Here is a 25,139-nt window from a genome sequence, read left to right on the forward strand (position 1 = left end):
GCCCTGCCCCCCGACGTCTCCGTGGAGGACGTGCGCCGCGCCACCGCGCTGCTCGGCACGCTCGCCGAGCACCGCGCGCTCCTGCACCACCTCCCCCCGGAGGACCACCACGCGCTGATGGCCGCCGCAGGCCGCCTCATCCACCCGGACAAGGCCACGAAGTCGCGGATGATCAACGCGCTCCGCAAGGAGAAGAAGGACGTGGTGCGCGCCAACGACCGCGCCGTGCGCTCCAGCACGGAGATCCGCGTGCTGCGCAAGGCGCCGGTGCTCTCCCTGCCCGCGCTGCCCGCGCCGCCGCCGGAGGCCGCGCCGGAGCGCCTGCTGGAGGTGCCGCGCAAGTGCTACGTGTGCAAGGTGGAGTTCCGCCAGGTCCACTTCTTCTACGACGCCATGTGCATCCCGTGCGGGGACCTGAACTACGCGCGGCGCACGCAGCGCGCGGACCTCTCCGGCCAGGTGGCGCTCATCACCGGCGCGCGGGTGAAGATTGGCTTCCAGGCGTCGCTGATGCTGCTGCGCTCGGGGGCCACGGTCATCGCCACCACGCGCTTCCCCAAGGACGCGGTGCACCGCTACGCGCGCGAGCCGGACTTCGCGGACTGGGCCCACCGGCTCCAGGTGCACGGCCTGGACCTGCGCCACGCGCCCAGCGTGGAGCTGTTCGCGCGCCACATCGAACAGACGCACGAGCGGCTGGACATCCTCATCAACAACGCCGCGCAGACCGTGCGCCGGCCGCCGGGCTTCTACCAGCACCTGCTGGACGGCGAGCTGCGCGACACCACCACCCTGCCTCCCCAGCTGCGCCCGCTGCTCGCCGGCCACGAGGCCTGCGTCGCCGCGCTCCGTCCCATGCTGGGCTCGGGTGACGTGGGCAACCCGTCCCTGCCCGTGGCGACCTGGCGCAGCAGCGACCCCGCGCTGGGCATCCACTCCTCCGCGGCGCTGTCGCTGCTCCCCTACGCCATGGAGCAGGAGGGCGACACGCGCACCCTCTTCCCGGAAGGCCGGCTGGACGCGGACCTGCAGCAGGTGGACCTGAGGGCCACGAACTCCTGGCGCCTCAAGCTGTCGGAGGTGCGCACCGCGGAGATGCTGGAGGTGCACCTGGTCAACGCGGTGGCCCCCTTCATCCTGTGCGGGAAGCTGAAGCCGCTGATGCTCAAGGACCGCTCAAGGCCGGGCCACATCGTCAACGTGTCCGCCATGGAGGGCAGCTTCTCCCGCTGGACGAAGACGGACCGGCACCCGCATACCAACATGGCCAAGGCCGCGCTGAACATGATGACGCTCACGTCCGCGCCGGACTACGCGCGCGACAACATCTTCATGAACGCGGCGGACACCGGCTGGGTGACGGACGAAGACCCCGTCCACTTCGCCGAGCGCAAGACGCAGGAGCAGGACTTCCAGCCTCCGCTGGACATCGTGGACGGGGCCGCGCGCGTGGTGGACCCCATCATCACCGCCGTGAACACCGGCGAGTACGTCTGGGGCAACTTCTTCAAGGACTACCGCCCCACGGACTGGTGACGCGCGTTCAGCGCAACGCGCCCCAGTTGTAGGTCGCGTTGCTCCCGCCGGTCAGCACGCGCCAGTAACCGCTGTAATACCCATACGTGTCCTTGATGGCCTTGTAGTTGCTGGACACGTTCCAGTCGTTGGGGCTCGTCGTGCCCAGGTTGTAGACGAGCGAGTCCCCCCAGATGGAATAGAGGGCCCACGGCCGCGCGTCCAACTCAGACACCGTGCCGTAGCGGCTGTCGCCCCAGCGCACCGGCAGCTTGTCCGTCTCCGCCAGCATGCGCGGTTTGTTGTAGCCGCCGAGCCCCGTGTAGAACTGCGCCGGGAAGTACGGATTGCCGTGGTAGATGTCCACCGCCACCACGTCCACGCGGTCGTTGCCCGGGTAGTAGTTCCACGGGTCGCCGCCGTAGGTGCCGTCCCACTCGTACGGCGACCAGACGAAGATGAGGTTCTTCAGCCCGCGCGTCTTCACCAGGTAGTCGTGCGCGATGTTCCAGAGCTGCTTGTACTGGGACGGATCCTGGTTCGACCACCAGAACGGCGACGCGCTCCCCTTCTTGTTCATCTCGTGGAAGGGGCGGAACAGCACCGGCACGCCCTGCTGCTGGAGGTACGCGAGCTTGTCTCCCGCGAAGGACAAATCCCGCAGCAGCGCCTGGTACTCGGCGGTGTTGGCCTGCCAGTTGATGACCCGGCCGAACCAGTTGTAATCCATCCACGACTGCCGGAAGTTGTTCTCCCAGCTCTTCACGGACGCGCCCGGATAGGACATGTGGAAGCTGAACCCCACGATGCCCTCGCCGTAGACGAAGCGGTCGCGCGCGAAGCCCACCGCGTAGTCGACGTACGGCTCGCTGTACGTCGCGTGGTAGTTGCCCGGCCCGAAGTCGAACTCCACGAAGCCCGGGCGGCGGCCGGAGATGTCCCCCACCTTCACCCAGTACTCGCCCGCGTAGGACTCCTTCTGGGCCTCGCAGTGCTGGCCCAGGATGGTCTGCTTCGTCCCGCCGTTGCGGCTGTTGTTCTCCAGGTCCGTCAGCAGGTTGTAGACCTTCTGCGCCTGCGCCGTGGGGCCCGGCGTGCTCAGCGTCCGGGACACCTGCGCGCCCGCGGGGCCCGCGCCCAGGCACAGCACCAGCGCCGCCAGCAGGCAGGAAAGGGATGACTTCGAGGGGACGTGCGTCACGCGGGGACCTCCAGTGGCTGCCCGGGGAGCGGCCAGGGTGTCACCTTCCACGCATGAATTGCACGGATTTCAGCTTAGACGAATCTGTCCACCGGCATGCGGGCGGGTTCGCAAGGCCCTGGATTCACTGCCAAAGGGCCGGGCCGGTGGTATCAAGCACGCCACCATGCCTGAAACGCCTTCGCCCCTGTTCAACGCGGTCCCCGTGGAGATGGACTTCCCGGCCGAGGAGCGCCGCATCCTGGCCTTCTGGAAGGAGCGCGGCATCTTCGAAAAGTCGCTCAAGGCGAACGAAGGCAAGACTCCCTTCGTCTTCTACGAGGGCCCGCCCACCGCGAACGGCCTGCCCCACAACGGCCACGTCCTCACGCGCGTCATCAAGGACCTGTTCCCCCGCTACCAGACCATGCGGGGCCACTACGTGCCGCGCAAGGCGGGCTGGGACACGCACGGCCTGCCGGTGGAGGTGGAGGTGGAGAAGGAGCTCCGCATCCACGGCAAGGCGGAGATCGAGAAGTACGGCGTGGAGCCCTTCACGGAGCGCTGCATCGAGTCCGTGTTCCGCTACACCTCCGAGTGGGAACGGCTGACCCAGCGCATCGGCTTCTGGGTGGACCTCAACGAGGCCTACGTCACCTATCACCGGGGCTTCGTGCAGAGCGTGTGGTGGGCGCTCTCCGAGCTCTACAAGAAGGGCCTGCTGTACCAGGGCCACAAGGTGGTGTGGTGGTGGCCGCGCGGCGGCACCGCGCTGTCCGCGGCCGAGGTGGGCCTGGGCTACAAGACGGTGGACGACCCCAGCGTCTACGTGGCCTTCCCGCTGCGCGACGCGCCGGACACGTCGCTGCTCATCTGGACGACGACGCCCTGGACGCTGCCGTCCAACATGTACGCGGCCGTCAACCCGAACGTGGACTACGTCACGGTGGACGCGGGCGACCGCAAGCTCATCCTCGCCGCGGCGCTGCGCGAGGAGCTGGCCAAGAAGCTGAAGAAGGACCTGCCCGTGCTGTCCACGCAGAAGGGCAGCGACCTGGTCGGCAAGCGCTACACGCCGCCCTTCGACACGTACTTCGCGAAGGAAGCCGACGCCACGCTGCCCTTGAAGGACGGCGGCCAGGACACGGTGGGCTGGCGCGTGATTCCGGCGGACTTCGTCACGCTGGACAGCGGCACGGGCATCGTCCACACGGCCCCTGCCTTCGGCGAGGACGACTACCGGGCCTACCGCAAGGACGCCACGCGCTTCCAGGACCCGGACGCGCTGGGCATGCGCTGCGCGGTGAAGCCAGACGGCACGTTCTCCGAAGAGGTGCCGCTCGTCACCGGCAAGTTCGTGAAGGACGCGGACAAGGACCTGCAGCGCAACCTGAAGGAGCGCGGGCTGCTCATCCACACGGAGCAGTACCGCCACGAGTACCCCTTCTGCTGGCGCGCGGACGAAGACCCGCTCATCCAGTACGCCCGCCCCGCCTGGTACATCCGCACCACCTCCGTCATCGAGCAGGCCAAGGCGAACAACCAGCAGGTCAACTGGGTCCCGGAGAACATCAAGGACGGCCGCTTCGGCGACTTCCTGGCCAACAACGTGGACTGGGCCCTGTCGCGCGAGCGCTACTGGGGCACGCCGCTGCCGCTGTGGATCCACTCGGAGACGGGTGAGACGGAGGCCGTCTCCTCCATCGCGGAGCTGCGCCAGAAGCCCGGCAACAACGTGGCCGCCGTGGAGGCGGAGCTGAAGGCGTTCCTCGCCGGCAAGCCGCACGAGGCCAACGCGGAGCACCTGCTGGTCCACAAGCCGTGGATCGACAAGGTCACGTACGAGAAGGCCGGCGCCGGCGGGAAGTTCCAGCGCGTCCCCGAAGTGGTGGACGTGTGGTTCGACTCCGGCTGCATGCCCTTCGCGCAGTGGGGCTTCCCGCACGCGGAAGGCTCCAAGGAGATCTTCAACCGCGCGTTCCCGGCGGACTTCATCTCCGAGGCCATCGACCAGACGCGCGGCTGGTTCTACTCGCTCTTGATGGTCAGCACGCTCATCTTCGACGAGGAGACGCAGAAGCGCATGGGCCTGACGCCCCAGCGCGAGTGGCCCATGCCGTACAAGAGCTGCATCGTGCTCGGCCACGTCTCCGACAAGGAGGGCAAGAAGGAGTCCAAGTCCAAGGGCAACTACACCCCGCCGGAGATCATCCTGGACGAGGTGCGCATGGACTTCGCGGTGCTCACCGCCACGGAGGCCGGCGTCCCGGCGGAGCCCGGCGTGGCGCTCATCGCGCGCGAGGACCTGGAGGGCCTGGACACGCAGGAGGGCGCGAAGGTGCAGCTCTTCCGCCCGGACCGGCCGGAGAAGCCCGTCACGGTGACGGTGAAGGTCCACAAGAAGCTCAAGCGCCGCGTGGTGCTGCTGGCGCCGCAGGAGCTTCAGCAGCTGGACGTGAAGCCCTCCGCGCGCGGCGCGGACGTGATGCCGGTGGAGGTGCCCCGCATGGCGCCGGGCGAGCGCGTGGTGCTCAAGGACCCCGCCACCAAGGCGCCGGGCGCGGACGCGTTCCGGTGGTTCTTCTACGCGGCCAGCCCCACCTGGTCCAACACGCGCCACTCGCTGGCGAACGTGCGGCTGTTGCAGAAGGACTTCCAGGTCAAGCTGCGCAACGTCTACTCGTTCTTCACCATCTACGCGAACATCGACGGGTTCAACCCGGCGAAGGGCACCGCGGGCTCCACGGAGGCCCCGTGGCTGGCCATCCGCAAGAGCCAGGGCTGGCGCGAGGTGAAGGCCCGGCCGGTGCTGGACCGGTGGATCCTCTCCGAGGTGCAGCTCACCCTGCGCGACGTGGCCAAGGCGCTGGACACGTACCAGGTCTACGACGCGGCCCAGCGGATGGTGGCGCTGGTGGACGCGCTGTCCAACTGGTACCTGCGCCGCAGCCGCGAGCGCTTCTGGGCGCCGGGCTTCGAGCAGGACAAGCAGGATGCGTACTTCACGCTCTACGAGGCGCTGACGACCCTCACCGCCATGTCCGCGCCCTTCATCCCGTTCTTCGCGGATGAGATGTGGGGCAACCTGGTGGGCAAGCCGTGGGGCGCCTCTCAGCCGGAGAGCGTGCACCTGGCGCGCTTCCCGGACGTGGACGCGAGCCTCATCGACGAGGGGCTGGCCGCGGAGATGGGCGCGGTGCGCGAGCTGGTGTCGCTGGGCCTCAAGGTCCGCACGGACAACCGGCTCAAGGTGCGCCAGCCGCTGTCGCGCGCGGACGTCATCCTGTCGCGCCGCGAGCTGACGGAGCGCGTGGCGGTGTACCAGGCGCTCATCTCCGACGAGCTGAACGTGCACACCGTGAAGCTGGTGGAGCCGGGCAGCCCGGAGGCGGACGTGGTGCGCTACCGCGTGCGCCCCAACCTGCGCGCCATGGGCAGCCGGCTGGGCCCCAAGCTCGCGCCGGTGCGCAAGGCGTTCGACTCGGGGGATGGCCGCGCCCTGCACCAGGAGCTGCTCACCACGGGCAAGGTCGCCCTCAACGTGGGCGGCGAGGACATGGTCTTCCCCGCCGAGGAGCTGGAGACGCTGGTGGAAGCCCAGCCGGGCTACGCCGCCGCGGGCGGGAACGTGGGCGTGGTGGTCATGCACACGCAGCTCACGGAGGCCCTGGTGGACGAGGGCCTGGTGCGCGAGCTGCTGGCGCGCGTGCAGGGGTCCCGCAAGGACATGAACCTGGGCTACACCGACCGCATCCGCCTGTGGGTGGACGGCGATGACCGCGTGAAGCGCGTCGTCGACGCCGCCCGCGACGAGATTGCCCGCGAGACGCTGGCCTCCGAAATCCACGTGGGCTCCGAGGGGCTCACCGGCTCGGAGGAGGAGGCCAGCCTCAACGGCCTCCCGGCGAAGCTTCGCGTCGAGCGGGCCTGAACCCCGGGTGTGACGCGGCGAGGACCGGGAGGGCATGGGCGCCTCCCGGCTTGCCGCGTCAGGGGGCGGGTGTCACGAGGCAGGGCGCCACCTGCCCGCGCTGTACGACTCCAGCGTGAGGGCCCGCGTGGAGGTCCCCTTCCTGGTGGACTCCCAGCTTACGTGTCGACGCGGAGCGGCCCGGCTTCACCGTCCGTGGGAGCGCGCCGGTACGCGCCGGGCCCCATGCCCCAGCGGCGCTTGAAGGCCTTGCTGAAGGCGGGCGCGCTTTCGTAGCCGGCGCGCTCGGCGATGATGTCCAGGCTGTCGGTGGACTCACGCAGCCAGCGCGCGGCGCGGATCATCCGCCAGTTGGCCAGGTAGTGCAGCGGCGTCTCGCCCACCAGCGCGTGGAAGCGCGCGGCGAACCCGGAGCGGGACACGCCCACGGAGCGGGCCAGCCGCTCCACCGTCCACGGAGTGCCGGGCTGTTCATGCATCAGCGAGAGCGCGTTCCCGACGGCGGGATCCGCCAGCGCCTTCCATCCCGCCTGCTTCGTGCCCGCGAGCGCCGTCTGGGCCCGCAGCGCATGGACGAGCAGCACGTCCGCCAGCCGCCCCAGCACCAGCGCGCTCCCCGCTCCCGGCGTGGCGGTCTCCGCGGTGATGAGCTGCACGGTCGCCGCGAGCGAGGGCGTCCCCTGTCCGTCCTGCGTGGACAGGCGGATGACGGGGGGAAACGCCCGCAGCAGCGGATGCGCGGGGTCCGCGCCGAACTGGAAGCAGCCGGTGACCAGCGTGGTGACCTGTCCGGGTCCGCCCAGCGGCGCGGCGGAGGGACGCAGCAGCTGCGGCGGCACGAAGTCACTGGCGGCGGGAGTGCGGCGGCTGCCGTCATCCAGCGTGTGCGCGGGGGCTCGGGGCAGGAGCACCACGTCTCCAGCGGACAAGAACACCGGCTTCGCAGTGCCCTCGACCTGGAGGCGCAGGCTCCCGCGCGCGACCACGTAGAAGGACGCGTTGGCCTTGCGGGGCATGCGCACCGCCCAGGGAGCACCCAGCTCCACCCGGCCGAAGAGCAGCGTCTTGAAGCGCAGCGTCTCCAGCACGTCGGAGACCACGTCGGTCTCCGGCTCCGGGGGAATTGGACGGAAAGACAGTTCTTTTGGACGCAGCGGCATGGAGCGTCCATAACGGACGGCCTATTCCTGGTCCATCACCTCTTGCTGGAGGCCGCACATGGACCGCACTTCCGCTGACCTGACCCGGCTGATGGACGCGCACCTGACGCTCATCGCCACGGACGTCGAACGCTGGCTCACCCTCTTCGCGGACGACGCCGTCGTCGAGTTCCCCTACGCCCCCTCGCTCGGCAGCCCGGGCCGGCTGGAGGGCATCGCCGCCATCCGCGCCTACTTCGCGCCCATCACGACGCACTTCCAGGACCTCATCTTCACGAACGTCCGGCGCTACCCGGGCGAGGACTCCACGACGGGCTGGCTGGAGGTGCACGGCTCCGCGACGCTGCAGCCCGGGAACATCCCCTACGAACAGGACTACGTGATGCGGATGCAGGTGCGCGACGGCCGCATCGTGCACTACCGCGAATACTGGAACCCGCTGGCCGCGCCCCGGGGCACCTTCGAGTCCTTCACGCAGGAGCGCGCATGACCCGCATCCTTGTCATTGGAGCCGCCGGCAACACGGGACGCCCCATCGCGCAGGGCCTCACGGCGGAGGGATTCACGGTGCGCACCGCCACGCGCGACACGCGCCCGCCCGTCGCCGCCGCCGAGCACGTGCGCTTCGACTGGGCGGATCCGTCCACGCATGGGGCCGCGCTGGAGGGAGTGGACCGCATGTACATCCTGGCGCCCGCGCTGGTGGAGGACCCGTCCAGCCTGATGACACCCGTCCTGGAGCGCGCGCTGTCCGGTGGCGTGCGGCGGGTCGTGCTGCTCTCGGCGTCCGTCGTTCCGGAAGGAGGCCCGGGGCTGGGACAGGTGCACCACTTCCTGCGCACGCAGGCGCCGGAGTGGAGCGTGCTCCAGCCCTCGTGGTTCATGCAGAACTTCGTCCTCCCAGGCCACCACCACGCGGACAGCCTCCAGCGCGACGGCACGCTGGTGACGGCCACGGGACAGGGACGCGTGGGCTTCGTGGCCGCGGAGGACATCGCGGCGGTGGGCGTCCGGGCGCTCGCGGATGAGCGCTCTCACGACGCCGCGCACGTCATCACCGGCCCCCAGGCGCTGAGCTACGACGACGTCGCGGCCATCCTGTCCCGGGTGACGGGCCGCCTCATCCGGCACGTGCACGCGACGCCGGAGGAGGCGCAGCGGCACCTCCAGGCGGCCGGTATGCCGGAGGTGTACGCGCGGTTCCTCACGATGCTCGACATGCTCATCCGCGACGGCGCCGAGGACCGCGTGACGGACACGGTGCTGCGGGTCACCGGCCGCGCGCCGCGCGACTTCGAGTCATTCGCTCGCGCTCGGCGTTGAGTCCGTGTCCGAGCGCAGGGCCTTCGAGCTCACGACGCTGATGGCGATGCCGGCCGTGAGCACCAGGAGGGAACCGATGATCATCATCGGCAGCTTCACCCAGAGGGACGTGCGGTCCCATGGGCGTCCCGTCAGCACGCCCGTGAGCCCCGCGACGACATAGGCGGCGCCCATGAAGTACGTGGGCGCCACCAGGAGGATGGGCAAGGCGCCGTCGCCTCCAAGGCCCACCCAGACGAGGCCTGCCATGATGGCGGCGCCCAGCAGCACCAGACCCGAGCCCTTCGCCAGGGTCCCCAGCGCGCGCAGCCGCACTGCGCCCGGCGTGAGGGGCGCCCCGGCGCTGCCCGTCTCCTCGGACAGCCGCTGGACTCCGTCCAGCAGGAGCTGGTCTTCGAGGCCAGGCTCGCGCGCGGCGGGCTTTGTCTTGGGGCTCATGGTTCGTGAGTCTATCCGTACGACCTCTCGGCACGTGCGTCCCCTGGCCGCTCCGTTGACGCATGGAGACTGCCGGTCACTCCCGGGGCTGGCGGGCTCACCAGCCCATTGCCCCGGGTAGGGCAATGCGCCTATGGGAGGGGCATGGCTGACGTGCCTCTTACCGCAGCGGACTTCGCGCCCCCTTCCGTCGAGGAGTGGCGCCGGCTGGTGGACAAGGACCTCAAGGGCAAGCCCTTCACGGTGCTCCAGTCGCCCCTGGAGGGCGGCCTGTCCCTCCAGCCCCTCTACACGCCCCAGGACGCCCCGGCGCCCTCGGAGCCTCCCGGCGTCGCACCGTACGTGCGCGGCACCCACCCCCTGGGCCACACCGAGGGCGGATGGCTCCTGTGCCAGGAGTACGCGGGCCCGGACCTGGCCGCGACCGCCGACGCGCTCCGTGATGACCTGGAGCGCGGTACACAGGGTGTCTGGTTGCTCCTGGACGCGCCCCACGGCCTGGACGTGAAGGACGAGGCCACGCTGGAGCGGCTGCTCCGGCACGTGCCGCTGGACCGCACGCCCGTGCACCTGGAGCCGGCCTCGGACGTGCTGCGGCCCGCGTCCCTGCTCCTGGAGGTGCTGGCGAAGAAGGCCGGCGCCGCGAAGCAGGGCCTGCGCGGCAGCCTGGGCATCGACCCCATCGCGGTGATCGCGCGGTACGGCGCATCGAAGGTGGATGTGGCCCGCACCCTGGAGGAGGCCGCGCCCATCGTCTCGTCGCTGCTCAAGGACGCGCCGGGCCTGCGCGCGCTGCTGGTGTCCTCGCGCCCCTGGGCGGACGCGGGCGCCACGTCCGTGCACGAGCTGGCGTGGAGCATCGCCACCGGCGTGGAGTACCTGCGCAATCTGGAGCGCGCGGGCGTGTCTCCGGGTGAGGCCGCGCGGTCCATGCAGTTCGCCCTGTCCGTGGGCGGCCAGTTCTTCCCGGAGATCGCGAAGCTGCGCGCGGCGCGGCTGCTCTGGTCCAAGGTCGTCGCCGCTTCCGGCGGTGCGCCGGAGTCCCAGGCCATGGCGCTGCACGCGCGCACGGCCAGCGCCACCAAGACGCGGCGCGACCCGTGGGTGAACATCCTGCGTGGCACCGCGGAGTCCTTCGCCGCCGTCGTGGCGGGCGCGGACAGCGTGAGCACCTCGCCCTTCGACGAGCCCCTGGGCACGCCCGACGAGCAGAGCCGCCGCCTCGCGCGCAACACGCAGCTCATCCTGCGCGACGAGTCCAGCCTCAACCGCGTCGCGGACCCCGCGGGCGGCAGCTACTACCTGGAGCAGCTGACCGGCGAGTTCGCCCGCGCGGCCTGGGCGGAGCTCCAGCGCATCGAGGCGCTGGGCGGCATGTCCCGCGCCATCGCGCAGGGCGACGTGGCCCGCGTGCTCACGGAGACGCGCACCGCGCGCGACAAGGCCGTGCGCACGCGCAAGCTCCCCATCGTGGGCGTCAGCGAGTTCCCCCACCTCCACGAAGCCCCCGTGCAGCGCGAGGCCCGCGCCGTCACGTCGCCGGGCCCGGTGCGCGTGGCGGAGGCCTTCGAGTCCCTGCGCGACGCGAGCGACCGCTACCACGCGGCGCACGGCGTGCGTCCCCGCGCCTTCATGGCCAACCTGGGCACCGTGGCCGAGCACACCGCGCGCTCCACGTGGATTTCCAACGTGCTCGCCGTGGGCGGCATCGAAGCCGTGGAGCACCACGGCTTCGCGGACGCGAACGCCGCCGCGGAGCTGTTCGCGAAGGCGGGCACGACGCTCGCCGTCATCTCCGGCCCGGACTCCCTCTACCCGGAGGCCGTGCCCGCCTACGTCGCCGCCCTCAAGGCGAAGGGCGCCCGCACCATTGCCGTCGCGGGCCGCCCCGGTGACCACGAGGCCGCCTTCCGCGCGGCCGGCGTGGACCTCTTCCTCTACGCGGGAGCGGACCTGTTCCAGCTCCTGAAGACGCTGCACACGCACCTGGGAGTGGCCTGATGCGCCCCACCGTTCCGGACTTCTCCCGCGTCGCCTTCGACGCCCCTGAAACCCAGACGCCGGCTTCCGTGCTGGAAGAGCAGCGCGCCAAGGCCCGCCAGGCCACGGCCGCCGCGGAAGCCTGGGACACGCCCGAGGGCATCCCGGTCAAGCCGCTCTACACCCGCGAGGACCTGGAGGGCGTGGCGCACCTGGGCTCGCTGCCGGGCCTGCCTCCGTTCGTGCGCGGCCCCTACTCCACCATGTACGTGCAGCAGCCGTGGACGGTGCGCCAGTACGCGGGCTTCTCCACGGCCGAGGCGTCCAACGCCTTCTACCGCCGCAACCTCGCGGCCGGGCAGAAGGGCCTGTCCATCGCCTTCGACCTGGCCACGCACCGGGGCTACGACAGCGACCACCCGCGCGTCGCGGGCGACGTGGGCATGGCGGGCGTCGCCATCGACTCCATCAAGGACATGCGCATCCTGTTCGACCGCATCCCGCTCGACCAGATGAGCGTGTCGATGACGATGAACGGCGCCGTGCTCCCCATCCTCGCGCTCTACGTGGTCGCGGCCGAGGAACAGGGCGTGAAGCCCGAGCAGCTCAGCGGGACCATCCAGAACGACATCCTCAAGGAGTTCATGGTCCGCAACACGTACATCTATCCGCCCGGGCCCTCGATGCGGATCATCGGGGACATCTTCAAGTTCACGGCGGAGCGGATGCCGCGCTTCAACAGCATCAGCATCAGCGGCTACCACATGCAGGAGGCCGGCGCGACGCAGGACCTGGAGCTGGGCTACACGCTCGCGGACGGCGTGGAGTACGTGCGCGCGGGCCTCGCCGCCGGCCTGGGCGTGGACGCGTTCGCCCCGCGCCTGTCCTTCTTCTGGGCCATCGGGATGAACTTCTTCATGGAGGTGGCCAAGATGCGCGCGGCCCGCCTCCTCTGGGCCCGCCTGATCAAGGGCTTCAACCCCAGGAGCGACAAGAGCCTGGCGCTGCGCACGCACTGCCAGACGTCCGGCTGGAGCCTCACCGCGCAGGACGTCTACAACAACGTCGTGCGCACCTGCGTGGAGGCCATGGCCGCGACGCAGGGCCACACGCAGAGCCTGCACACCAACTCGCTGGACGAGGCCATCGCGCTGCCCACGGACTTCAGCGCGCGCATCGCCCGCAACACGCAGCTGTACCTCCAGCTGGAGAGCGGCACCACGCGCGTCATCGACCCGTGGGGCGGCAGCTACTACGTGGAGCGCCTCACCCACGAGCTGGCCCAGAAGGCCTGGGGCCACATCCAGGAGGTCGAAGCGCTGGGCGGCATGACCAAGGCCATTGAAGCGGGCCTGCCCAAGCTGCGCATCGAAGAGGCCGCCGCGCGCACGCAGGCGCGCATCGACTCCGGACGCCAGGCCATCATCGGCGTGAACAAGTACCCGCCGGAGCGCCCGGACAACATTGAAATCCTCAAGGTGGACAACTCCGCCGTGCGCGAGGCGCAGATTGCCCGCCTGCGCGAGCTGCGCGCGGAGCGCAACGGCGAAGAGGTCCGCCGCCGCCTGGACGCGCTCACCGAAGCGGGCCGCCGCAACGAGGGCAACCTGCTGGCGCTGGCCATCGACGCGGCCCGGGCGAAGGCCACCGTGGGGGAGATCAGCGACGCGCTGGAGAAGGTCTTCGGGCGCTACGAGGCCACCGTGCGCGGGGTGACGGGCGTGTACTCAGCGGAAGCAGGACAGGCGCAGGGCATCTCCGAAGCGCGGGCGAAGGCGGATGACTTCCTGGCGCGCTTCGGCCGCCGGCCGCGCATCCTCATCGCGAAGATGGGCCAGGACGGCCACGACCGGGGGCAGAAGGTCATCGCCACCGCGTTCGCGGACCTGGGCTTCGACGTGGACATCGGCCCGCTGTTCCAGACGCCGGAGGAGTCCGCTCGCCAGGCCGTGGAGAACGACGTGCACGTGGTGGGCGCGTCGTCGCTGGCCGCGGGCCACCTCACGCTGGTGCCGCAGCTCAAGCACGCCCTCAAGGCCCTGGGCCGCGAGGACATCATGGTCGTGGTGGGCGGCGTCATCCCGCCGCAGGACTACGACGCGCTCCGCGCCGCCGGCGCCTCCGCCATCTTCGGCCCGGGCACCGTCATCGCGAAGGCCGCCATCGAGCTGCTCGACAAGCTGGCCGCCGAGCAGGAGGCGGCGTGAAGCTGCTGCCCGCGGACACCTACGTGGACGGCGTGCGCGCGGGCGACCGGGCGGTGCTCGCGCGCGCCATCACCCTGGTGGAGAGCGAGCACCCCAAGCACGCCGCGCTCGCGCAGGAGGTCCTCACGCGGCTGTTGCCCCACACCGGCAAGAGCCGCCGGGTGGGCATCAGCGGCGTGCCGGGCGTGGGCAAGAGCACCTTCATCGACGCGCTGGGCATGCACCTGGTGGGCAGCGGCCAGAAGGTGGCGGTGCTCGCCATCGACCCGTCCAGCAGCGTCACGGGCGGCAGCATCCTGGGCGACAAGACGCGCATGTACCGGCTGGCGCGTGAGACGGCCGCGTACATCCGCCCCAGCCCCTCCAGCGGCACGCTGGGCGGCGTCGCGCGCAAGACGCGGGAGACGCTGCTCTTGTGCGAGGCCGCGGGCTTCGACGTGGTGCTGGTGGAGACGGTGGGCGTGGGCCAGTCCGAGACGGTGGTCGCGGACCTGGTGGACTTCTACCTGGTGCTGATGCTGGCGGGCGCCGGTGACGAATTGCAGGGCATCAAGCGCGGCATCCTGGAAGTCGCGGACATGGTGGCCATCAACAAGGCGGACGGCGACAACCTGCCGCGCGCCACGCGGGCCCGCGCGGAGTACCGCGCCGCCCTGCACCTGATGCGCCCCGGCGCGGAGCCGGTCGTCACCACGTGCAGCGCCATGGAGGGCACCGGCATCGACACGCTGTGGGCCTCCGTGGTGGACGTCGTCTCCAGGCGCGAGGCCTCTGGAGAATTGCGGCACCGGCGCACCCAGCAGCAGGTGGGCTGGATGTGGGCCATGGTGAACGACGGTCTGCGAGCAGCCCTTCGGGCGCACCCCGAGGTGGCCGCCCTGGTGCCCACGCTGGAGCAGGCCGTACGCGAAGGACGCGCGACGCCCACCTCCGCCGCACTGCGTGTGCTGGGGGCGTTCCTGCCTCAATCGCAGGGCTGACAAGCCGCGTCGCCCCACGGGCAAAGCCTGTCTCAATCGCTTGCCGGGCCTGCACCGCACTCCTAGTGTACGCCCGTGCGACACCCCCAACCGACCACTGCTCCCCAGCCGTACCGGCCCCGCCACCACGTCCGCATCGTCACGGCCGCCAGCCTCTTTGACGGACACGACGCGGCCATCAACGTGATGCGCCGCCTGATGCAGTCCTCCGGCGCGGAGATCATCCACCTGGGCCACAACCGGTCCGTGTCGGAGATCGTCGACTGCGCCATCCAGGAGGACGCCCAGGGCATCGCCCTCACGTCCTACCAGGGCGGCCACGTCGAGTACTTCAAGTACATGATTGATTTGCTGCGCGAGCGCGGCGCGAACATCAAGGTGTTCGGCGGCGGCGGCGGCACCATCCTCCCCACGGAGATTGAAGAGCTCCACAAGTACGGCGTCACGCGCATCTATTCCCCGGACGACGGCCGCGCCATGGGCCTGCAGGGGATGATTGACGACCTCATCTCCCAATGTGACTTCGAGAAGCGCCCGTCCGACTTCAAGGGCCTCTTGAAGCAGCCCCTGCCCCGCGAGCCGGAGCGCATCGCGTCGCTCATCACCATCGCGGAGAACTTCGCGGACGCAGGCGAAGAGCTGCGCTCAGCGCTGAAGACCGCCGTCGCGGACGCCCCCCGGGTGCCCGTGCTGGGCATCACCGGCACGGGCGGCGCCGGCAAGTCCAGCCTGGTGGACGAGCTGGTGCGCCGCTTCCTCGCGGACTTCCCGGACAAGACGCTCGCGGTGCTCTCCGTGGACCCGTCCAAGCGCAAGTCCGGCGGCGCGCTGCTGGGCGACCGCATCCGCATGAACGCCATCGACAACCCGCGCGTCTACATGCGCTCGATGGCCACCCGCCAGAGCAACCTGGCGCTGTCCCGGCACGTCGCCCACTCCATCGAGGTCTGCAAGGCGGCGGGCTTCGACCTCATCGTCGTGGAGACCTCCGGCATCGGGCAGTCGGACACGGAAATCACCGAGCACTCGGATGTGGCGCTCTACGTGATGACGGCCGAGTACGGCGCGGCGACGCAGCTCGAGAAGATCGACATGCTCGACTTCGCGGACGTCATCGCCATCAACAAGTTCGACAAGCGCGGGTCGCTGGACGCGCTGCGCGACGTGAAGAAGCAGTGGAAGCGCAACCACAACGCCTTCACCCTGACCGATGACGCGGTGCCCGTGTACGGCACCATCGCGTCGCAGTTCAACGACCCGGGCATGAACACGCTGTACCGGGCCATCATCGACGCGCTGGTGAAGAAGACGGGCGCGAAGCTGGACAGCCGGTTCTCCCTCACGCCCGGCATGAGCGAGAAGAAGTGGATCATCCCGCCGGACCGCACGCGCTACCTGGCCGAGATCGTCGAAGCCTGCGAGGGCTACGACGGCTTCGTGCGCGCCCAGGCCGCCATCGCCCGGCGCATGTACCAGCTGCACGGCACCATCCAGGCCCTGCGCCAGAACGTGGGCAAGAAGAAGCTCGAAATCGTCGAGCCGAAGGGCGCGGACGACGTGGTGCAGGTGACCGAGCGCGTGGAGGGCGAGCCCGCGTACCTGGGCGACCTGGTGGCGCTGTACCAGGACCTGGAGAGCCGCCTGCACGCGGACTGCCGGCGCCTGCTGGCCGAGTGGCCCGCGACGAAGAAGCGCTACGCCGCGTCCAAGTACCAGTTCCAGGTGCGCGACAAGGTCATCGAGCTGGACCTCATCTCAGAGACGCTGTCGCACCTGCGCGTGCCCAAGATTGCCCTGCCCAAGTATGAGGACTGGGGCGACATCCTGACGTGGCTGCTGCGGGAGAACGCGCCGGGCGCCTTCCCGTTCACCGCGGGCGTCTTCCCGCTCAAGCGCGAGGGCGAGGACCCCGCGCGCATGTTCGCGGGCGAGGGCGGCCCGGAGCGCACCAACAAGCGCTTCCACTACGTGTCGCGCGGCCTGCCGGCGAAGCGCCTGTCCACGGCGTTCGACTCGGTGACGCTGTACGGAGAAGACCCGGACCACCGGCCGGACATCTACGGCAAGGTGGGCAACTCGGGTGTGTCCATCGCGAACGTGGACGACGCGAAGAAGCTCTACTCCGGCTTCGACCTGGCGGACCCGTCCACGTCCGTGTCCATGACCATCAACGGCCCGGCGCCCATGCTGCTGGGCTTCTTCCTCAACGCCGCGGTGGATCAGCAGTGTGAGAAGTGGATCCGCGCCAACGGCAAGGTGGACGAGGTCGAGAAGAAGATCGACGCGCTCTACCAGGAGCGCGGTCTGCCGCGCCCGCGCTACCAGGGCGAATTGCCGCAGGGCAACGACGGGCTGGGCCTGCTGCTGTTGGGCGTGTCCGGTGATGAAGTCCTGCCGGCGGACGTCTACGCGAAGATCCGCGCGTCCACGCTGCAGGCGGTGCGCGGCACGGTGCAGGCGGACATCCTCAAGGAGGACCAGGCGCAGAACACCTGCATCTTCTCCACGGAGTTCGCCCTTCGCGTCATGGGCGACATCCAGCAGTACTTCATCGACCAGAAGGTGCGGAACTTCTACTCGGTGTCCATCTCCGGGTACCACATCGCGGAGGCCGGGGCGAACCCCATCTCCCAGCTGGCCTTCACGCTGGCCAACGGCTTCACCTTCGTCGAGTACTACCTGTCGCGCGGGATGCACATCGACGACTTCGCGCCCAACCTGTCGTTCTTCTTCTCCAACGGCATGGACCCGGAGTACGCGGTGCTGGGCCGCGTGGCGCGCCGCATCTGGGCCAAGGCCATCCGGGACAAGTACGGCGGCAACGACCGGTCGCAGAAGCTGAAGTATCACATCCAGACGTCCGGCCGTTCCCTGCACGCGCAGGAGATTGCCTTCAACGACATCCGCACCACGCTGCAGGCGTTGCTGGCGCTCAACGACAACTGCAATTCGTTGCACACGAACGCCTACGACGAGGCCATCACCACGCCCACGGAGGAGAGCGTGCGGCGCGCGCTGGCCATCCAGCTGGTCATCAACAAGGAGTTCGGCCTGTCCAAGAACGAGAACCCCAACCAGGGCTCGTTCATCATCGAGGAGCTGACGGACCTGGTGGAGGCGGCGGTGCTCAACGAGTTCCGAGCCATCTCCGAGCGCGGCGGCGTGCTGGGCGCGATGGAGCGCATGTACCAGCGCTCCAAGATCCAGGAGGAGTCGCTCTACTACGAGACGCTCAAGCACGACGGGACGCTGCCCATCATTGGCGTGAACACGTTCCTGGATCCGAAGGGCTCCCCCACGGTGACGCCGCCGGAGGTCATCCGCGCGACGAAGGAGGAGAAGGACTACGCCATCACCGCGCGTGACGCCTTCTGGAAGCGCAACGCGAAGACGGCGCCCGCGGCCCTGGAGGCGGTGCGCCGCGCGGCCCTGGACAACGGCAACGTGTTCGGCGCGCTGATGGACGCCTGCAAGGTCTGCACGCTGGGACAGCTGTCCCGCGCGCTGTACGAGGTGGGCGGTCAGTACCGGCGCAACATGTGACGCGAGCGCCACGGTCCCGGGCACGTGTCCCGGGACCGCGGCGTGGGTTCATCAAGGGGGCAGCACGTCGAAATGGCAGGCGAAGCTCCCCAGCGACGACGAGAGGTCCGCCCACAGGTCGATGCCGTAGGTCGCGGATTCAGGCGCCGTGAGGGTCTCAAACCAGCGCGTGCCTGCATACTCGTGAGAGGACGGCACCCAGTTGCCCCGGGCATCGCGGAAGTCGGCACGGAGCGGCCCCTGTCCCGACGTCTCCTTTCCATCACAGCTGAACTGGTAGCGCTGCCCGGCGGTGGCCTGGAAGGAGAAGAAGTCGTGGTCGAAGGGGTCCAGGATGCGGACGGACACGGCCTGGCTCGGGCCCGTCAGCGGCGTCGCCGTGGCCAGGATGTCGCCGTGGTCATCCGCGCCCAGGTCCTCGAACTGGAGGGTGTAGTTCTCCTCCACCCACAGCATCTCGAGGGCGAAGCTCCCGGTGGCTCGCACGAAGTGCGTGCCGTGGGATGCCTTGAAGACCATCCGGGTATCGTCCGGCGTCGCGGGGGACGTGAACCCGCCTCCGGGAGCGGCGGCGGACAGCCGGCACGGCTCCGTGCCCTCCATGGTGCAGGAGACGCGGTAATGATGCCCGGGCTGGACGACGAGTGAGAAGACGTCCTGGTCCCCCACCACATCCATCTTCCCCTGCACCGCCGGGGTGCCCGCCGGAAGCGGCGTGGCGGTCTCCACGGTGTCCCCGTGGTCCTCCGCGCCCTGGTCCTTGAGGGTACAGCGATAGGGATGGGACGCGCCGGCCTCATTCATGTCCCGGATCTGCGCGTAGGCCGTGCCGTCCAGGGCCTTCATGGCCACACGCCCCCGCAGGTCAGGATCGAGGCCCTGGTTCCCCGTGGACGCCTGGACCTTCCCCTTGGAGGTCAGCAGGGCCAGGGACCAGGACTCCTTGGGGAAGGTGCAGTCGAGCGCGTAGACATTGCCCGCGACCGTCGGGAAGGAGAGCAGATCCCGTTCGCCCCAGTGCTCACCCACGCCCACCAGGACCTGCTCCGAGGGTGTCCAGGGCGTCGCCGTGGCGAACAGGTCGCCGTGGTCGTCCAGGCCCGCGTCCACGAGGCGGAAGGAGAAGGGCAGCCGGGGCGCCTCGGAGTACTCGGAGTACCACGAGACCTCCACCGTATGGACAGCGCCCGCCGTGAGCCCGGACCAATGCCAGGTATCGGGGAGGCTGCTGACGGAATGGGACCGGGTGCCCTGCTCGAGCGACCTGCCTGCCGCGTCCCGCATCTCCAGGAAGTAGCCCTCGTTGCCGGCCTCGACGATGAAGTCGTAGTGGTGCCCGGCCTGGGACACGAAGGCGAACTGGAGCGGCGTCCCCACCCCCTTCCAGGGAACGGAGTGGACCTCCGTCGCGGACGGCGTCAGCAGCGTGTGCCCCTCCGGGATGACCACCGCCGATCCGGCATCCGGCTCGGTTCCGGCATCCGGCTCGGTTCCGGCATCCGTCCCGGCGTCCACGGGGGTGCCCGCGTCCGGGGTGGGTTCGTCCTTGGAATCACAGGCGCTCAGCGCGAACAGACACGCGCCGAGCATGAAGGCAGACAACGGGCGCTTCAGCATTGGCATTGGATGGGCCTCCCCCTCTGGAGGACGCCCACCCTATGCCATGACTGACATCACTCCCAACCACTCTCAGTACGGACTCGACGTGGGGCGGATGATGATTTCACTCACGTCCACGTCCGCGGGCTGGCTGATGGCGTAGCTGATGGCCCGGGCGATGGCGTCCGCCGGAATGGCGTCCTTGCGGAACTCACGCATGTACTCGCGCGACGCCGGATCGCTGATGGTCTCCGCCAGCTCCGACTGGGTGACTCCCGGAGAAATCACCGTCACGCGGATGTCCGCGCCCACCTCCTGGCGCAGCCCCTCGGAGATGGCCAGCACCGCGTACTTCGTGGCGCAGTAGACCGCCGCCGTCGGGACCACCGAGTGCCCGCCAATGGAGGACAGGTTGATGAACTGCCCCGACTTCTGGCGCTTCATCACCGGCAGCCCCGCCGCGATGCCGTGCAGCACGCCCCGGATGTTCACGTCGATCATCCGGTTCCACTCGTCCAGCTTCAGTTCGTCCAGCCTGGACAGCGGCATCACGCCCGCGTTGTTGATGAGCACGTCCAGCCGCCCGTACTCCTTCAGCGTGAAGGCCACGAAGGCGTCCACGTCCTCGCGCTTCGTCACGTCCAGCGCCTTGTAGCGAGCCTCGCCGCCCTTCGACCGCAGCTCGCCCGTCAGCGTCTCCAGCCGGTCTGCCCGGCGCGCGCCCAGCACCACCTTCGCCCCCTGGCTGGCCAGCAGGCGGGCTGTCGCCTCGCCAATGCCGCTGCTCGCGCCCGTGATGGCCACCACCTTGCCCTGGATGTTCGTCGTCATCGCTTGCGTCCTCGCTCTTCAGGCCCGGCGCGGAAAGGGCGCCGGGCATGACTTCACCCTCTCAAGGAACGCGGAAACGGCGGTATCCGGATGCTCGCGGACTCTTGCCCATTCCTGCACGAGCACCCGTCCCCCACAGGAGTTAGAACGAACGCGCATGCCGACCGCCCCGAGCCCGCAGCTGTCCGAGCTGGCGTCCCTCCTGGAACGCCACACGCCCCTGGACGGCATCCACGCCACCGCCATCCCTCGCGTGGTGCTCATCCGCGCCTCCCGCCCCTCCACGCCCCTGCACGCGCTGCAGGAGCCGGCGCTGTGCATCGTGGCGCGGGGCCGCAAGCAGGTGCTCCTGGGGGATGAGCTGTATGTCTATGGCCCGGACCAGTGCCTCGTCGCGTCCGTGGACCTGCCCGTCACGGGGCAGGTGGTGGAGGCCTCGCCGGAGGAGCCCTACCTCTGCTTCCGGCTGGACCTGGAGCCGGGACAGCTGGGCAGCCTGATGATGGAGGCGGCGCTGGAAGCTCCCGGCCCCACGGACATGGTCCGGGGCCTGGCGCTGGGGCCGGTGGGCGCGCCGCTCCTGGACGCGACGGCGCGGCTCGTGCGGCTGTTGGACACGCCCAAAGACATCCCCGTGCTCGCGCCGCTCGTCATCCGCGAAATCCTCTACCGGCTGCTGTCCGGCGAGAACTCCGAACGGCTGCGGCGCATCGCCGTGGCGGACAGCCGCCGGGAGTCCGTCACCCGCGCCATCCACTGGCTCAAGGAACACTACGCCGCGCCGCTGCGCATTGAACGGCTGGCGCGCGCCGTCCACATGAGCCCGTCCGCGCTGCACCACCACTTCAAGTCCGTCACCGCCATGAGCCCGCTGCAGTACCAGAAGCAGCTGCGGCTCCAGGAGGCCCGCCGCCTGATGCTGGCGCAGGCCATGGACGCGGCGATGGCCGGCCACTCCGTGGGCTACGAGAGCCCGTCCCAGTTCAGCCGCGAGTACAGCCGGATGTTCGGTGCCCCACCTTCGCGTGACATCGCGAGGCTGCGCGAGTCGCTGGGCTCCGCCGCGGCGGCGCGGGAGTAGTCCCCAGGGCCGATGCGGACCCGGGACATCGTTTCCACGTTTGCCCCCCTTCCGGGGCCGTCGCGCCGGGAGGCCTACCCAGAGGGAGGGGCACGATGTCATCTGGTGAAGGTGGAGACTGGGGGCTGAAGCGCACGGCGGAGCAGCTCACCGCCGGGGACCTGGAGCAGGTGGCCCGCGACGAGCCCCTCCCGGACGCATCCCTGCCCCCCTCGGGCAGCGCCGTGCGGTTCCTGCGGGTGAACCTGATGCGCATCGCGGGGCACCTGGGCGAGCTGCACCTGCCGGACCTCCACGAGGTGGTGGGCTCCGCGCTCCAGCCCGTGGAGGGCCCCCCGCCCCTGCTCTTCGTCGCACAGCTGCGGGAGCGGCTGGCCTTCGAGCGGACCAGCTCGCGGCTCTACGCGGGCCTGCTGGTGAAGACGCATGCGCTGGGCAGCTACCCGGGAGGCCCCACGCCGGAGCGGCTGGTGGAGCTGCACAACCAGGAGCTGGACCACCTGAACCTCATCCGCGAGTGCATCTACCGGCTCGGCGTGGACACGCCCCCGCTGACGACGCACGGGGACAGCGCGGACTCACGGCCCCATGGGCTGCTGCGGGCCGTGGACGACCCGTGCGCCACGCTCCAGGACGCGCTGCGCGCGGTGCTCATCTCCGAAATCCTCAACAACGCCGGCTGGGCGCTGCTCGTGGACCTGTCCCAGGAGCTGGGGCCGCCCGACCTGGCGGACGCCTTCCGCGAAGTCCTGCGCGAGGAGACGCTCCACCTGGAAGAGGTCACCCACTGGGTGGCCAACCTCCCGGAGGACATCCGCGTCACCAGAGCGCGCATCGCCGCCAGCTGAAGAGCACTTAGCGGGACACGGGCCGCCGCCGGGACACGAGCTCCCGCACGGTGGCGATGAAGCGCGGCTTGTCCGCGCTCCCCTTCACCCCGTCGAAGTCCAGGTCCAGGTTCTCCGCGATGGCCCGGAGGTATTCCAGACAGGGTTCGTCCTCGGGCGTCTTGCCTTCGGCGAACAGCGGATGGCAGGTGGGGCAGTAGTTGACCACCCAGACGCGCTCGTCCTCGGGGATCTCCAGCGACACGGGGCTGCCGTCGCTCATGTCCTCTTCGTACGGCTCGATGCGCCAGATGCCCGTGGCGTCGTCGTCACCCATGAGCAGCTGCCGGTAGTTGAGGCTGGGGACGAACTCCCAGTCGCCCCAGTCGTAGCCGAAGGCCTGCGTCTTCGTGCGCCGTGCGCGGCCCCGGGCCTTTTCGAATTCCTCCGCGTCCTCCGGCGCGTCATCGGCCGCGAAGAAGAACAGGTCCAGCACGGCCTCGTCGTTGCCGATGCCGTCCTCCTCGCACTCCTTGCCGGTCTTCTCACCGCACACGAACGACGACGGAGGACCGCAGACACTGCATCGGTAGTCGTGGACGCCCATGGAAGCGGAGGCTAGCAGGCCCCGCCCTTCATTCCTCGGGGGCCTCCAACACATCGAAGGTGCACGTCAGCTGGCCGCCGTCCTCGCAGCGGTAGACGAAGCGCCCTTCCGCCGCGGACGCCGTCACGTCCTCCAGCGTCACGGCCGCCATCGTGCCCACGGCTACGACCCGCCGGACCGCATGCCTCCGTATGAAGGGGCATGCGAGCCATGAACCTCCGCCGGACGCGGTATTTGCTGGGTGCCCTGCTGTCGTGGGGCGCCTCCGCCTGCCACGGGATGGAGGGCCCCACGCCCCCCGAGGAGTGCTCGGACTGCACGGGGGTGCCCGGGCTCGTCCGGGCGTTCGATCGGGGCACGCCGTCCTTCCAGGTGCAGCCTCGCGCGGGCTTCGGAGGACTCAAGCTCCGGCGGGCCTCCGGACGCACCTTCGTGCTGGAGACGACGCGGGACGCGGAAGGGCGGGACACGCGCCGGCTCACCGTGTCCTCGCGGGACGGCACGCGGCTGTGGGCGTTCGACGCCGCGGCCGGTGACCACCTCAGCGACTTCACCGTGCACCCGTCCGGGGACGTCACCCTGGGCGTCGAGCGCACCGGCGCGGCGGCGGAGGCGTACGACCTGGTGCGCCTGTCCGCGGAGGGGCAGGTGCTGTCGCGGCAGCCGCTGCCCACGCCCGCGACGGTGCCCGAGGCCGACCTGGGCGGCACCCTGCCCTCCCCCGCGTTCCGCATGAAGTCGCCCTGGGTCCACGCCCTCACCGACGGCTGGCTGCGCACGGAGGCGCGCGGCGAGGACGTGGCCGTGGCCTTCCTGTCGCTCGTGGCCGTCCCGGAGGACGCGCCCACCACGCAGGAGCTGGTGTCGGGGCTGATGACGCTCCAGTGGGCGGACGGGCGCTACAGCGAGCAGTGGACGCGCATCGTCGACGGGCGCCACTCCACGCAGCCGGCCGCGTGGGCCTACGACGAGTTCCGCTGGCGCGAGGCCTCGCTCCGGCCGCTGCTCGCGGTGGACGCGGAGGGGCGGCTGGTGGTGGGGCGGACCTGGAACAGCTCGCGCTGCATGGCCTCCAGCCGCACGTTCAATGACTTCACCGCCGTGCACTGCCGGTCCGGCGAGGACGTCACCACGCCCTCGGACACCGAGCGTCAGCCCTTCGCCGTGACGGCCTTCACGCCGGTGGGCACGCGCATTGGCACGCACGTCTTCGTCCCCGCCCGGGCGGCGGAGTTCGTCGTCTTCGACATGGCGGTGCGCGGCGGAGAGGTGGCGCTCGCGGGCACCGTGGTGACGGAAGGTGGGGATGGCACCATCGCCTGGTACCCGTCCGCGCCCGGCGTGCAGGACCAGATGACGCCGTACGACGGCTATCTGGGCGTGCTGTCGCTCGACTCGGGCGCGCTGCGCTTCGAGCACCGCGTGGACACGGGCCGCGCGGACCACTTCTCCGCGCTGCGCTGGACGGACGCGGGCCTGGTCGCCGTGGGCGCCGCCGGGTGGGACCGGTGGTCCGGAGGGATGAGCATCTCGCGCGGGGCCGGGGCGCTGCTCACGCTCGCGTCCACGGACGGCCTGACGGTGCGCACCCGGCGGGCCGGCCCCGAGGCACCGGACCGCCACACCCACCTGCTGGGCGTGGACGCGGATGGGGACTCCCTGGTGGCGGTGGGGCTCGCGGATGCGCCGATGACGCACTCCGGAGACGGCGGCCACGCCGAGGCCATGACCTTCGGCGGGCTCACCGTGGAGCTGCGCTGATCAGTCCGCGGGCGTCACGTAGCAGAAGTCAGACAGGTCGGGGCAGTCCTGCGGACAGCTGGACGGGTTCTCCGTGGCGGGGTCGCAGATGAAGTCGCCACAGGAACCACACAGCGCCTTCTCCTGCCGCGCCAGCTCCGGCGCCGGGGCGCCCGTCTCCACCACGCCTCCTCACG

The 25,139-nt window shown here is 70.1% G+C and carries 19 protein-coding genes; 11 read left to right on the plus strand and 8 right to left on the minus strand.

Annotation, left to right across the window (positions count from 1 at the left end; all coding sequences use genetic code 11):
• On the plus strand, positions 1 to 1,536 hold a 1,536-nt coding region (locus tag D7X55_RS07560; RefSeq protein WP_233609682.1), incomplete at its 5' end, for an SDR family NAD(P)-dependent oxidoreductase.
• Between the two features lie 7 nt (positions 1,537 to 1,543).
• On the opposite strand, the gene D7X55_RS07565 is transcribed toward D7X55_RS07560, so the two are convergent.
• Entirely contained in the window at positions 1,544 to 2,716 is a 1,173-nt protein-coding gene (locus tag D7X55_RS07565; RefSeq protein ID WP_121722654.1) for a glycoside hydrolase family 26 protein, read from the minus strand.
• A gap of 166 nt (positions 2,717 to 2,882) precedes the next feature.
• Between D7X55_RS07565 and ileS the strand changes: the two genes are divergently transcribed.
• Positions 2,883 to 6,626, plus strand: a complete 3,744-nt coding sequence (ileS, locus tag D7X55_RS07570; protein ID WP_121722655.1) for an isoleucine--tRNA ligase — start codon at positions 2,883 to 2,885, stop codon at positions 6,624 to 6,626.
• Between the two features lie 158 nt (positions 6,627 to 6,784).
• On the opposite strand, the gene D7X55_RS07575 is transcribed toward ileS, so the two are convergent.
• Positions 6,785 to 7,726: an AraC family transcriptional regulator gene (locus D7X55_RS07575; RefSeq protein ID WP_233609683.1), complete on the minus strand. Its 942-nt coding sequence runs from the start codon at positions 7,724 to 7,726 to the stop codon at positions 6,785 to 6,787.
• Between the two features lie 118 nt (positions 7,727 to 7,844).
• Here D7X55_RS07575 and D7X55_RS07580 point away from each other — a divergent pair, with 118 nt between their 5' ends.
• Together D7X55_RS07580 and D7X55_RS07585 are read left to right on the plus strand one after the other, a co-directional pair.
• A complete protein-coding gene (locus tag D7X55_RS07580) occupies positions 7,845 to 8,276 on the plus strand; it encodes a nuclear transport factor 2 family protein (RefSeq protein ID WP_120549691.1) in 432 nt (143 codons plus the stop codon).
• A complete protein-coding gene (locus tag D7X55_RS07585) occupies positions 8,273 to 9,109 on the plus strand; it encodes an NmrA family NAD(P)-binding protein (protein WP_121722656.1) in 837 nt (278 codons plus the stop codon). Before D7X55_RS07580 ends, D7X55_RS07585 begins: the two co-directional genes overlap by 4 nt.
• Here the strand turns inward: D7X55_RS07585 and D7X55_RS07590 are convergent.
• Positions 9,086 to 9,547, minus strand: a complete 462-nt coding sequence (locus D7X55_RS07590) for a hypothetical protein (RefSeq protein ID WP_120549689.1) — start codon at positions 9,545 to 9,547, stop codon at positions 9,086 to 9,088. The genes D7X55_RS07585 and D7X55_RS07590 overlap by 24 nt on opposite strands.
• Positions 9,548 to 9,691: 144 nt before the next feature.
• On the opposite strand from D7X55_RS07590, the gene D7X55_RS07595 reads away from it, so the two are divergent.
• The 4 genes from D7X55_RS07595 (at position 9,692) to D7X55_RS07610 (ending at position 18,257) form a co-directional block, all read left to right on the plus strand.
• Positions 9,692 to 11,548 (plus strand): methylmalonyl-CoA mutase family protein, encoded by a 1,857-nt coding sequence (locus tag D7X55_RS07595; protein WP_121722657.1) that lies wholly within the window; start codon positions 9,692 to 9,694, stop codon positions 11,546 to 11,548.
• On the plus strand, positions 11,548 to 13,734 hold the full coding sequence (gene scpA / locus D7X55_RS07600; RefSeq protein ID WP_121722658.1) for a methylmalonyl-CoA mutase: 2,187 nt from the start codon (positions 11,548 to 11,550) through the stop codon (positions 13,732 to 13,734). Before D7X55_RS07595 ends, scpA begins: the two co-directional genes overlap by 1 nt.
• Complete coding sequence (meaB, locus tag D7X55_RS07605; RefSeq protein ID WP_120549686.1) at positions 13,731 to 14,714, plus strand: methylmalonyl Co-A mutase-associated GTPase MeaB; 984 nt, start codon at positions 13,731 to 13,733, stop codon at positions 14,712 to 14,714. Before scpA ends, meaB begins: the two co-directional genes overlap by 4 nt.
• A 75-nt stretch (positions 14,715 to 14,789) precedes the next feature.
• Positions 14,790 to 18,257 carry a methylmalonyl-CoA mutase family protein gene (locus D7X55_RS07610; protein ID WP_121722659.1) on the plus strand — a complete coding sequence of 1,156 codons (3,468 nt, stop codon included), beginning with the start codon at positions 14,790 to 14,792 and terminating at the stop codon, positions 18,255 to 18,257.
• A 51-nt stretch (positions 18,258 to 18,308) separates the two neighbouring features.
• On the opposite strand, the gene D7X55_RS07615 is transcribed toward D7X55_RS07610, so the two are convergent.
• Complete coding sequence (locus D7X55_RS07615; RefSeq protein ID WP_121770447.1) at positions 18,309 to 19,880, minus strand: hypothetical protein; 1,572 nt, start codon at positions 19,878 to 19,880, stop codon at positions 18,309 to 18,311.
• Positions 19,881 to 19,946: 66 nt separating this feature from the next.
• Positions 19,947 to 20,687, minus strand: coding sequence for an SDR family oxidoreductase (locus D7X55_RS07620; RefSeq protein WP_120549683.1), 741 nt, complete (start codon positions 20,685 to 20,687; stop codon positions 19,947 to 19,949).
• Positions 20,688 to 20,844: 157 nt separating this feature from the next.
• Between D7X55_RS07620 and D7X55_RS07625 the strand changes: the two genes are divergently transcribed.
• Positions 20,845 to 21,768, plus strand: a complete 924-nt coding sequence (locus D7X55_RS07625; RefSeq protein ID WP_121722661.1) for an AraC family transcriptional regulator — start codon at positions 20,845 to 20,847, stop codon at positions 21,766 to 21,768.
• Positions 21,769 to 21,863: 95 nt separating this feature from the next.
• The gene (locus tag D7X55_RS07630) at positions 21,864 to 22,616 is read left to right on the plus strand and encodes a ferritin-like domain-containing protein (RefSeq protein ID WP_121722662.1); all 753 of its coding nucleotides are present in this window, start codon (positions 21,864 to 21,866) and stop codon (positions 22,614 to 22,616) included.
• 7 nt (positions 22,617 to 22,623) lie between these two features.
• On the opposite strand, the gene D7X55_RS07635 is transcribed toward D7X55_RS07630, so the two are convergent.
• Together D7X55_RS07635 and D7X55_RS45320 are read right to left on the minus strand one after the other, a co-directional pair.
• Entirely contained in the window at positions 22,624 to 23,202 is a 579-nt protein-coding gene (locus D7X55_RS07635; RefSeq protein WP_121722663.1) for a hypothetical protein, read from the minus strand.
• Positions 23,203 to 23,230: 28 nt separating this feature from the next.
• Positions 23,231 to 23,362: a hypothetical protein gene (locus D7X55_RS45320; protein WP_255424959.1), complete on the minus strand. Its 132-nt coding sequence runs from the start codon at positions 23,360 to 23,362 to the stop codon at positions 23,231 to 23,233.
• A gap of 50 nt (positions 23,363 to 23,412) precedes the next feature.
• Here D7X55_RS45320 and D7X55_RS07640 point away from each other — a divergent pair, with 50 nt between their 5' ends.
• Entirely contained in the window at positions 23,413 to 24,963 is a 1,551-nt protein-coding gene (locus tag D7X55_RS07640; RefSeq protein ID WP_121722664.1) for a hypothetical protein, read from the plus strand.
• On the opposite strand, the gene D7X55_RS43270 is transcribed toward D7X55_RS07640, so the two are convergent.
• A complete protein-coding gene (locus D7X55_RS43270) occupies positions 24,964 to 25,125 on the minus strand; it encodes a hypothetical protein (protein WP_158626332.1) in 162 nt (53 codons plus the stop codon).
• Between the last annotated feature and the right edge of the window lie 14 nt (positions 25,126 to 25,139).

Origin of the sequence: Corallococcus sp. AB049A, from assembly GCF_003668885.1 — a bacterium.
Classification (GTDB): domain Bacteria; phylum Myxococcota; class Myxococcia; order Myxococcales; family Myxococcaceae; genus Corallococcus; species Corallococcus interemptor.

Excerpts from the sequence above, each read along its gene's own strand:
- ileS (WP_121722655.1), top strand. The coding sequence starts at position 2,883 with ATGCCTGAAACGCCTTCGCCCCTGTTCAACGCGGTCCCCGTGGAGATG.
- D7X55_RS07580 (WP_120549691.1), top strand. The coding sequence starts at position 7,845 with ATGGACCGCACTTCCGCTGACCTGACCCGGCTGATGGACGCGCACCTG.
- D7X55_RS07585 (WP_121722656.1), top strand. The coding sequence starts at position 8,273 with ATGACCCGCATCCTTGTCATTGGAGCCGCCGGCAACACGGGACGCCCC.
- D7X55_RS07590 (WP_120549689.1), bottom strand. The coding sequence starts at position 9,547 with ATGAGCCCCAAGACAAAGCCCGCCGCGCGCGAGCCTGGCCTCGAAGAC.
- D7X55_RS07595 (WP_121722657.1), top strand. The coding sequence starts at position 9,692 with ATGGCTGACGTGCCTCTTACCGCAGCGGACTTCGCGCCCCCTTCCGTC.
- scpA (WP_121722658.1), top strand. The coding sequence starts at position 11,548 with ATGCGCCCCACCGTTCCGGACTTCTCCCGCGTCGCCTTCGACGCCCCT.
- D7X55_RS07615 (WP_121770447.1), bottom strand. The coding sequence starts at position 19,880 with ATGCCAATGCTGAAGCGCCCGTTGTCTGCCTTCATGCTCGGCGCGTGT.
- D7X55_RS07620 (WP_120549683.1), bottom strand. The coding sequence starts at position 20,687 with ATGACGACGAACATCCAGGGCAAGGTGGTGGCCATCACGGGCGCGAGC.
- D7X55_RS07625 (WP_121722661.1), top strand. The coding sequence starts at position 20,845 with ATGCCGACCGCCCCGAGCCCGCAGCTGTCCGAGCTGGCGTCCCTCCTG.
- D7X55_RS07630 (WP_121722662.1), top strand. The coding sequence starts at position 21,864 with ATGTCATCTGGTGAAGGTGGAGACTGGGGGCTGAAGCGCACGGCGGAG.
- D7X55_RS07635 (WP_121722663.1), bottom strand. The coding sequence starts at position 23,202 with ATGGGCGTCCACGACTACCGATGCAGTGTCTGCGGTCCTCCGTCGTCG.
- D7X55_RS07640 (WP_121722664.1), top strand. The coding sequence starts at position 23,413 with ATGAACCTCCGCCGGACGCGGTATTTGCTGGGTGCCCTGCTGTCGTGG.